Raw genomic sequence first — 10,247 nt, forward strand, 5'->3', positions numbered from 1 at the left:
ATGTAGGTGATATCTGTGACCCAGAACTGGTCCGGAGCGTCGACATCAAACTCTCGGTTCAAGGTGTTGTCGGCCACGACCGCAGGGCTGCCGCCGTAAGAGCCAGGCTTCTTTTTGTAACCAATCTGGGCCCTTATCCCTGCTAGACGCGCCAAACGCCAAGCCCTGTTGGGGCTGATGTCTTCGCCCATGTCGCACAGATCATCATGCAACTTGCGGTATCCATAGACCTCGCCGCTGTCATCCCAAGCCTGCTTCAACAGCACCGTTTGGCGCTGATCCTCCAGCGCACGCTGACAAAAAGGTTCACGCAGCCATGCATAGAAGCCGCTCGGATGAACGGACAGCATCCGGCACATAGCCCTGACGGCAAAGATTGGCCGGTGTTCGGCGATAAACGCATACCTCACCGGGATTCCCTGGCGAAGTATGCGGTCGCCTTTTTTAGGATGTCCCGTTCCTCCGTGACCCGCAGCAGATCTCGCTTCAACCGGCGGATCTCATCAGCTTGCGCATCGACCTCTTGGATCACCTTTGCGGGCCGCGAAAACTGCTTCTGCCATGTGTAGATCGACTTGGTGCTGACCCCCAATCGCTCGGCCACCTCGCGCACCGGGTAGCCCCGATCCTCGACCTGTGCGACCGCATCGCGCTTGAACTCATCTGTGAATTTGTTCGTGGACATATCGTCCTCCTTGCTTCCAAAATTACCAAGCAAGGCGTCTACAAATCTAGGGGCTATTCAATCGGCAGCCTTCGCCTGAGGTCGACCCGGTTGCATGCTTCGGTCCGTGGTCGGCGCGATGGCCGCCAACATGACGTCGGTTCAATGCAATTCCGATGTGCCCATCTCATTGGCGTGCTCGATGCAATCGGCATCAGTCTTGAGCAGGGCATCAGCGGAACCGCGTCCCGTGGGGACCTCGAAGGCCCGCGATCATGCGGGCAACCCTTCCATCATCCGGGCAAAGACGCCCATGTACAGTTGCTAAGTCCACCAGCAAGCATCCAGAAAGCGTAACGCGATTCCGGTTTGCCACGAGGCATATTGCCCACGAAAGTATCCCGAGTCAGAAGGGTAACGGCTCGGGCCAAAAATTATTCTTTGAGAAAGGCAATTATCAAGTTACCATTTCGAATAGAATAATTTCCTCGGCGAAGGAGGCGCGCCAGCCCGATCCTCTGCGACACGCCCGACGGCACTGCGCCGACCGAGAATAAATAGACTGGATAATTAAGGACGAATGGGTAGCGATGTCGATTTTTTTTTTGAGAACGCATTTCGGAGATCACTTGGCACTGTCCCTCCCCACTCGATCGCGACGCGTCTTTGGCGCCTTGGCTGAGCAATCTTTTCGCCTCAGCAGAACACCTAAATTGAGCGCTATACTCCGCCGTCAGGCACGAATGGCCGGACCGACACATCTTCGAAAGCATCGAGGAGCACGGGGCTACGCCATGGTTAGGGACTTACAATAGAGACCGCCCGAACATAGGCATCGGCGGCATAACACCCACACAGAATCTTAAAATGGCTGCGTGAGCACTGATAATGCAGATTATTAGAAATGGCGGAATTGCCGAAGCACTACTTTACTGGGGAAACATGAATTTATGCTGATCATAAATGAAGTAACAGCTGGGGACCAAAGTGGCTTGGGTTCGATTGGGCTGGATAACGGACTGACCCTGTCGTTCTGGAAGGATTATCTTCCGGGTAAGTCGCGCCTTGTCGGAAGATTGCTTGATAGTGACGGATTGCCTGTCGGGCATCAATTCACAATTGCAGAAGATGTAAAGTATGGTTATGATTCCTACATAGATGTAAAGGCACTTGAGAGCGGCGGCTTCGTAGCAACTTGGCGTCAAATAAAATTCGACGCAGACACTTCAGAATCTCACATATCGGACGTCGGGCGTTTTTTTGATGCTTTTGGCAACCCCCGTTCAGTGCAATTTACCGTCGCTGCCGAACCGCCTAGATACGATAACACAATCGAACTGACGCTCGATAACGGCAACCTGCTGATTGCTTCCGTAAGCGGCTTCAACCCATCCTCTGTATCTACCGTGATTTATACTCCGCAGGGTTTAATATTATCCGTTGGTGATTTATTTCAATCAGAGAGCTACCCACCCCATCTTCTCGCCCTAAAGGGCGGCGGCTTTGCTGCGCTTGGACCCCCTTCTGGTGATACCGACCAGGTAATTTATCGGAAGTTTGACTCGTATGGCCAACTGGTTGGCTCGCCAGTTTTCATCAGCATGCACACCGATGGAGACTCATTCACGGCTCATACTTTGGCCAATGGAGATATTTTGGCTGTTTGGGCGGAGACTGCTCGTGAGCAAGCCGAGGGCTGGGTCCAGCCGATGATTGCTCGCATCATCGATGAGGACGGAAACTTTATTTCAAACGAGATCCAAGTCGGATTGGGGCACGATGCATATCGGGCTTTTTTCGGAATCTCGGAAATTGAAATGTCTGACGGAGGGTATCTAGTTCATTTTCCCTCTGACGAAAAAACTTCGGACGGGTATTCTCTTGCGGAAGGCATTGTCATATTCAACGTGGATGGCAGTGTTCGTTTTTCGGGACGTCACTCCTTTTTGGACAGCGAATACTTCAACGACCGTATTCTGGCCTTAGACGGTGGCAGCGTTTTGGTGCTTGATATGATTGCTTCAGAGAGTACTCTTGTGACTGCTTATGACCTCCATGGTGCTTCCCTTGGAACGACCCATATAGAATTTGGGGATTTCTTCAGCGCTAGGCTACTTGATGATGGTAAATTGGAGCTATTAGTAACCGGGGCAGATGGTTCGGGGACTGGGATTGTTTCGTATAACCTGTCCCTGATCCCCGGACTGGCGTGGAATTTTGTTTTTGCGGTGCCCCATGACCTTATACTTTTCGCTCATTTAGCGAATGACGGGTATAACGGAGATTTGCCCGGCTTTGCTGGTGCCGGGGTAATCCGTCCGCCCGATGGTTGGGAGGCGATTTATACGACTTATGACGGGCAAGGTGGAATTCCGAAAACGGACTCTGGCGCAGCGGTGGTAACGACTTTTAACAGCTCGGCAGTTCCTGGGTTTCAGGCTACAGCCTATATGGAGTCAGCAACTGGACGGATCGTCATTTCCTATCGCGGCACCGACGGTCCAGTCTTGGTGGCAGGTATCCCAATCGAGTTGCTCGATACGTCAATCCCGCTTGGTCTGGGTCTGTCGGGCACCGGTGCAACCAGCTGGGCCAACACGGTTTCTTACCTGCAAATGGCCGTAGATTTCTACAAGGCCATCATTGCCACCGGGGTTTCGCCGAAAGACATTGCCTTTACCGGTCATTCGTTGGGCGGTATCGTGGCGGGCTACATGTCCGGTATCACCGGGTTGCAGGCGATGGTGTTTGACGCAGGGCCAACGAACGAGGCCTACAATTATCTCGACTCCCATGTCGAACATACCGGTACCGGCTTCCTTCCTAACGGGACCACGGACTTCACGCATCTGGTCAGCGACCGCGTTGTCGACGAGATTTTGGGGCATTACGTTCAGGCGGCCAAGGATTTTGCAATAAACCATCAACGCAGCGCGCTGGTCGACATGTTTACCTCGCTGATCACCCAGGATGTTCTTGGATTCACCAAGGCAGTTTTGGTTGAGGCTCTGACGACATATGCGATTGAGCGGTGGGGCGATGCGAGGATCGATGGCACTCCACTTGCCGAACTCGGGGTTGGAACTTCGGGCCTATCACCCGCCCAGCAGCACAGCATGTCGCTTATGCAATTGATCCTCTATGGGGACAAAGTGCTGAATTTTGCCGACGGAGCCTATAAAAATGCCACCGGTTTTCTGGCTGCTTTCTACAATGACGATCTCGCACGTAACGGTGCCATGGCAACGGGGGTAGCAGATTACGCCCATCTTGATGCTGCCAGCATGTTCACCAACATGGTATTGGCCATCGGGGATGACACCATTTCAGGCATGGAGAATGTGCTCCAGCCGTTGATGAGTGATGCAGAGTATCTCCTGGCACCGATGAGCCATCTGGCCTTTGGGCTTGGGGATTACGGATTTCTTGGAGATGGCGGATTTGATGCCCAGATCATGCCGATCATTTCGGAGTATTTTGTAGAGTCGGCGGAACGGGCGTTGTTCTCGGATACTGTCGATTATCGAACCGCCTTGGGTATGTCTCAGGTGGGCGCACATAGCGAATGGATGCGCTTGACCCCGGCAGCATTTTCTTCTGGCAACACTTGGACGCAGGCCTTCTTCGACCTGCGAGATGAGATTGCAATAGTGATGGGTTTGCCGTCCACTGCCGCCACTCAAGTAATCGCCACGGAAGACATCTCGATTCTGGTCGACCCAGATCTTGGGCGCGTGCTGGTCGGATCGGGGAGGAACGATCTGATGATTGGCACGCTAGACAGGCGTGGGCGCGGCGTTGATATGAACGGAGGCGGGGGTCAGGATGTTTTGATCGGCACCACCGGCAATGACCGCCTCAACGGCGGTTCAGGCACGAACATCCTTCTCGGGGGGCTTGGAAACGACGCCTACTTCGCCTCTGGCGCTGCAGGATCAAACACAACGATTTCGGACCTCGGCGGCACGGATTCACTCTACCTCCTCGGGCAGGGGTTCATAACCGGCTTCGTGCGCGGACGCGGTATGTTTTTCGCGGACTCGCTTTCGATCACGATCGGCAGCCTCGGCGCTTCCGTCAACATCGTAGATTACTACGACTCTCGGACGTTCAATGGCCAAGGATTCGTCGAGCGTTTCGTCAATCCAGATGGGTCAGTCTGGCGTCCCACGACGATGGTCGAAGTCGCGACAGGAGTCATCTATCATGGCATCCAGTCGGTGGTGGCTGGCGGTGTAGCCTTGGTGTCCACTGGATTGGACGTGATCGACCATGTGCGCGGTACCGCAACAAGCTTCATAGATCGCTCTGTCAACATTATTGGCGCGGGTGCGGAAGATCTTATCGATATTGCAGGCTCGGTCTTGAACTACGCGAGCTTCGGATTGATCGCTGCAGTGGGCACAGGTGGATCGCGGCTGGGGGCCACGGCGTTAGGGCAAACAGTGAACTACACGCTGACAATTGATTTGAATCTGGATGGGGTGACTGACGCGACGATCAGTCTGATTGGTAGCGGTGCCGGAATGTCTCTGGTTGTGACAAACGATGCCAGCGGGACGCATGTTGGCTTCGTCTTCGATCCGGCCAGCCAATTCAGCAAATACGGAACCGATGCCGCCAACGACACGCTAACTGGCACAACGGGCGCTGATCAGATTGGCGGGCTCGGTGGCAACGACCAGCTATTTGGCTTGGCTGGCGCAGACGATCTTTATGGCGGTATCGGCAATGACACGCTGAATGGTGGGTCCGGTTTCGATATCATGTATGGCGGCAACGGTAATGACACCTTTGTCGTCGACAACGCTGCCGACATTGTCGTGGAGTTTGCCAACGAAGGACATGACAAAGTCCTATCGTCTGTCAGCTTCACATTGACGCCTCTAGTTGAAGATCTTGTGCTGACGGGTACGTTGGAGATTAACGGGATTGGCAATGCCTTTGACAACAAGATCACGGGCAATACGGCGGCCAACCTGTTGGAGGGTCAGGAGGGCAACGACAGTCTCTATGGCGGTAACGGTGATGACAGCCTTGTGGGCGGCGCTGGAAACGATTTGCTGGATGGCGGGGGCGGACTGGACACAGCGATCTTCACAGGTATCTCTCCAGTCACGTTAGATCTCTCGCTCACGGTGGCACAAACCACCGGCTTTGGCATCGATACCCTGTTGAACATCGAGAATGTTATCTCTGGCGGCGGCGACGACGTGCTGACAGGCAATGCGCTCAACAACAGGCTCGACGCCGACGACGGCAATGACATGCTGGCCGGCGGTGATGGCAATGACATGCTGTTCGCCGGAGCCGGAGATGACGATCTGACCGGTGGCAGCGGGAACGACCTGATTAACGGCGGTGATGGCACCGACACCGCGCTGTTCCAGGGTGCGGCCAATGTGGTCGTAAACCTGACACTCACCACTGCCCAAAATACTGGCTATGGCTCCGACACCTTGCAGAACATCGAAAATGTCACCTCAGGTTCAGGAGACGACATATTGACCGGTAATGCGCTGGCAAACCTCCTATCGGCGGGTTTCGGCAATGATGTGCTGATCGGCGGCGCTGGCAATGATGGCCTCTACGCCGACTCGGGCGCTGACACTCTTGAAGGTGGTGCCGGAGATGATCTTCTCGATGGCAGCCTCGGAAATGACACAGCCGTGTTCTCAAACGGGACTGATGCGGCAACAGTCAACCTTACACTTACGACTGCCCAAATTACCGGCTTCGGCAGCGACATCATTCTGAACATCGAAAACCTGACTTCGGGCGAAGGGAACGACCGCCTGACGGGAAACTCTATTGCGAATATTCTCACGTCCGGAGGGGGCAATGACAATCTCTACGGCGGAGGCGGCAACGACTTACTATTTGGCGGCCTTGGCAATGACCTTCTGATTGGTGGCTCGGGCAATGACCGTATCGACGGCGGTGCCGGGATCGACCGAGCTTATTTCACTGGCACGGCAGCTGCGACGGTGAATCTCTCAGTGCTTGTGGCACAGGCCACGGGCTATGGCACGGACACGCTGGTTGCCATTGAAAACATTACCTCGGGTAGCGGAAACGACAACCTGATTGGGGATGCATCTGCCAACGCGCTGGACGGCGGTTCAGGCAATGATAGTCTTCTGGGGAGTAACGGCAATGACTTGCTGACCGGCGGACTGGGCGATGATCGAATTGACGGCGGGGCCGGGGGTGACAGGGCCTACTTCATTGGGGCCTTGGCGGCAGTCGTGAACCTGAACCTGACTGCAGCACAGAACACCGGTTACGGTTTGGACACGTTGGTCAGCATTGAGCATGTCACCTCTGGTAATGGCAATGACAGTCTAACGGGGAATGCCTTGAGCAATAGCCTAAGTGCCGGTATCGGCAACGATGTGATTAATGGCGGGGGTGGCAACGACAGCCTAACCGGCGGCAACGGTGCAGATACATTTGTTTTCAGCTCGGCATTCGCTGTGGGAAATATCGACAGAGTCATCGATTTCAACGTGGTAGATGACACGATCCAAATTCAGAATACGGTCTTTACAGGACTCGCTGCGGGCACTCTGACGGCTACGGCCTTCATAGCCAACGCAACAGGGCTTGCGAGCGATACATCAGACCGCATCATCTATGAGACGGACACAGGTAACTTGTATTTTGACGCCGATGGCGCGGGAGCCGGTGCGCGTGTGCAATTCGCGCGTCTCAGCACCGGGCTCGAAATAACAAATGTGGATTTTTTTGTGATTTAAGTGCCCAGTCCGATTGGCTATTGGGTCAGGTTGCTGTGCTTAATGGCCGGGTTCTGGACCGACGGCCCTTGGGTGTTTGATCGAACACCCAAGCGCCATGTAGCATACAGAGCGAGGTTTAACGGAGACGCCCTCGTTACCAAAATCTGGAATCTAGCAGAAACAGTTGGCAATTCCGAATAGTCGTGCAACGCTTGGCAGAAGCTTTTCCAATTGGCGAGCTTGTAATGATATTTTGATAAGCGGGGATAAGTTTATGGCAAGAGTAGTTTTGGAACAAGCCTATGATATGTCGAGCTCGGCGCTATGGGGAATAGGTGGCACGTTTAGCAGCGATCAACTCGGCGGCGGTACAGATCCGTACAGTTTCGAGCTAACTGTTGGCTCCTTGGTGAGTACGTATTCCGGGTGGTTCTCTTACAGCCCATCGGGCGAGATATCAGGTGAGGTAAGGGAGCTATACTTTGCCGATTCCAGCCTTCCCTATCCAAACGAAATTGTCAGGATAGAAGGGATGCAATTGGATTTCGAATATTTGCAGCGCCTAATCCTACTTGGCTGGGACGAAATTGCGATGAGGAAAGTCCTGCGCGGCGATGATGCGGTGCATGGTAGCAGTTTTGGCGATACTTTGATGGGTTACGCGGGCAGCGACATGGTTTACGGCCATGCGGGCAATGATATCCTTTATGCAAGCGAAGCTTCTTTGCGTGGCGATTTTGATCGGGATACTCTTTCTGGCGGCTTTGGCGACGACACGCTAATTGGCTGCTCTTGGAGTGACGGCGATAGCCTCGGCGGAGACTATCTAAGCGGAGGCGTCGGAAATGATCGAATCTTTGGAGGATTTGGGAGCGATAAGCTGAGTGGCGGTGCGGGAAATGACCTGCTAAATGGTGGCGGCGGGCAAGATTTTGCAGAGTATCTTGGCTCTACCAAAGTTAAAGTGAATCTATCACTTGTGGGAGCGCAAGTAATTGGAATTGGCTATGGCACAGATACACTTGTCAGCATCGAAAATGTCATAGGTGGATCTGGAAATGATAGCCTCACAGGGTCAGTAACAGATAATCAGTTAAACGGCAGCTTCGGTGACGATACCTTGACGGGCCTCGATGGGAGCGATTACCTGGAAGGTGCTCTGGGGAACGACAAACTTTACGGCGGAAACGGTGACGATACGTTTGATTTGTATGGCGGCAATGACTTGTTTAGTGGCGGGACGGGCACTGACACCGTTTACTTCGATGAATTTATCAAGGCGGGATTGGCAATTAATTTGTCCTTAACCGGCGCACAAAACACCGGGTCGGGCAACGATACCTTTGTGAGTATTGAGAACGTATCTGGCGGTGGTGGCAACGACACTATCACGGGTAACTCGACTGCTAATTACATAGCTGGTTGGCGCGGCGCTGACTTAATTTTGGGTGGTGGTGGTTCCGATAGTATGGACGGTGGTGATGGTAGTGATCGCTTGATGGGAGGCACGGGCAATGACAATCTTTCCGGAGACGATTATTGGGATGAATATGCTCCGCTGTCCGCCGATATATTTGTTTTTAGAAGTAATGACGGTCACGACACGATTGCGGATTTTCAAGTCGGCGTAGATAAGATCGAAATAGTTACTGGGGCTGAAAGCATGTCGGACCTTACAATAACAAGTGGGTCTGGTGCGGGCGACAGCACCTTAATTCAGTTTTCAAATGTTACCATCGAGCTCTATAATGTTATCTCTGGTGACATCGGTGAATCAGATTTTGTATTCATCTGAGAGAATGTGGGTCCCAGATTTTTTGCTCACACGGTTTGGTGATGTGACCCTACAGCGCACTGGGCCATGGCAGGGCTATGGTGCATGGAGGTTTGATCTGATCCCCGCAAACTGGACCGTTTGAAGCTGGAGTTTTCCGCTACGTTTTCTTGGCTGGGAGAGGAGCGGAATCGGATGAAAGCATCGAAATTCACTGACGCGCAGAAGGCGTTCATCATTAAACAGGGCGAGGAAGGCACGCCGGTGGCTGAGATCTGCCGCAAAGCCGGGATTAGCCCGGCGACCTACTTTAACTGGAAGAAGAAGTATGCCGGACTGTTGCCGACCGAGATGAAACGGCTCAAGCAACTCGAAGACGAGAATGGTCGGCTGAAGAAGACCGTGGCCGACCTGACGCTGGATCGGGAGATGCTGCAGGACGTGATCCGCCGAAAGGGCGGATTCAACTTTCAAGTGCAACGTTTGATCTGAAGGCCGCGAGTTCTTCGGCCATGGCTTCTTCGGGTGTTTTCCATCCGAGGGTTTTGCGGGGTCGCTGGTTCATCATGCGCGCCACGTCGTTGAGTTCGGTCTGGCTGATGGTGCTCAGATCGGTGCCCTTGGGGAAGAACTGGCGCAGCAGGCCGTTGGTGTTCTCATTGCTGCCGCGCTGCCAGGGGGCATGCGGATCACAAAACCAGATGTCGATCTTCAGTCGACGCGCCAGCTCCGGGTGGCAGGCCATCTCGCTGCCCCGGTCGTAAGTCATCGACCGGCGCAGCACGGCAGGCAGGCGTTTCATCTGGCGGGTAAACCCCTCCAACGCCGCGTCAGCGGTGCAGCCGCGCATTTTGCTGAGAATGAGAAAGCGGGTCTTGCGCTCGACCACCGTGCCCACCGCCGAGCGGTTGAAGGCGCCCTTGATCAGATCGCCTTCCCAGTGGCCGGGCACCAGACGGGCCTCGATCTCTTCGGGGCGGTGGATGATCCTCAATGATTCCGGGGCGATGGAGCCGCCCGCCAGCGTTGTTCGCCGCAGTCCGCGGGAAGGTTTGTGCTGTCGTAAGGC

General features: G+C 54.1%; 3 protein-coding genes and 3 pseudogenes. 4 read left to right on the forward strand and 2 right to left on the reverse strand.

Features of this window, described 5'->3' with window-relative positions; genetic code table 11:
- A pseudogene (locus tag AKV04_RS27115) lies at positions 1-685 on the reverse strand (IS3 family transposase); the annotation flags it as partial.
- A gap of 711 nt (positions 686-1,396) precedes the next feature.
- Between AKV04_RS27115 and AKV04_RS26495 the strand changes: the two are divergent.
- The 4 genes and pseudogenes from AKV04_RS26495 to AKV04_RS11260 all read left to right on the forward strand — a co-directional run.
- A pseudogene (locus AKV04_RS26495) lies at positions 1,397-1,543 on the forward strand (IS3 family transposase); the annotation flags it as partial.
- 71 nt (positions 1,544-1,614) lie between these two features.
- Positions 1,615-7,422 (forward strand): beta strand repeat-containing protein, encoded by a 5,808-nt coding sequence (locus AKV04_RS11250; protein ID WP_156317489.1) that lies wholly within the window; start codon positions 1,615-1,617, stop codon positions 7,420-7,422.
- A 256-nt stretch (positions 7,423-7,678) separates the two neighbouring features.
- Positions 7,679-9,199: a calcium-binding protein gene (locus AKV04_RS27715; protein ID WP_156317490.1), complete on the forward strand. Its 1,521-nt coding sequence runs from the start codon at positions 7,679-7,681 to the stop codon at positions 9,197-9,199.
- Positions 9,200-9,373: 174 nt separating this feature from the next.
- Positions 9,374-9,634: pseudogene (locus AKV04_RS11260) on the forward strand (transposase); the annotation flags it as partial.
- A 7-nt stretch (positions 9,635-9,641) separates the two neighbouring features.
- Here the strand turns inward: AKV04_RS11260 and AKV04_RS11265 are convergent.
- Positions 9,642-10,247, reverse strand: a 606-nt coding sequence (locus AKV04_RS11265) for an IS30 family transposase (protein ID WP_156317491.1), incomplete at its 5' end; no start/stop codon positions are given.

It is taken from the genome of Cypionkella psychrotolerans (assembly GCF_001294535.1).
Classification (GTDB): domain Bacteria; phylum Pseudomonadota; class Alphaproteobacteria; order Rhodobacterales; family Rhodobacteraceae; genus Cypionkella; species Cypionkella psychrotolerans.

Excerpts from the sequence above, each read along its gene's own strand:
- AKV04_RS27715 (WP_156317490.1), top strand. The coding sequence starts at position 7,679 with ATGGCAAGAGTAGTTTTGGAACAAGCCTATGATATGTCGAGCTCGGCG.
- AKV04_RS11250 (WP_156317489.1), top strand. The coding sequence starts at position 1,615 with ATGCTGATCATAAATGAAGTAACAGCTGGGGACCAAAGTGGCTTGGGT.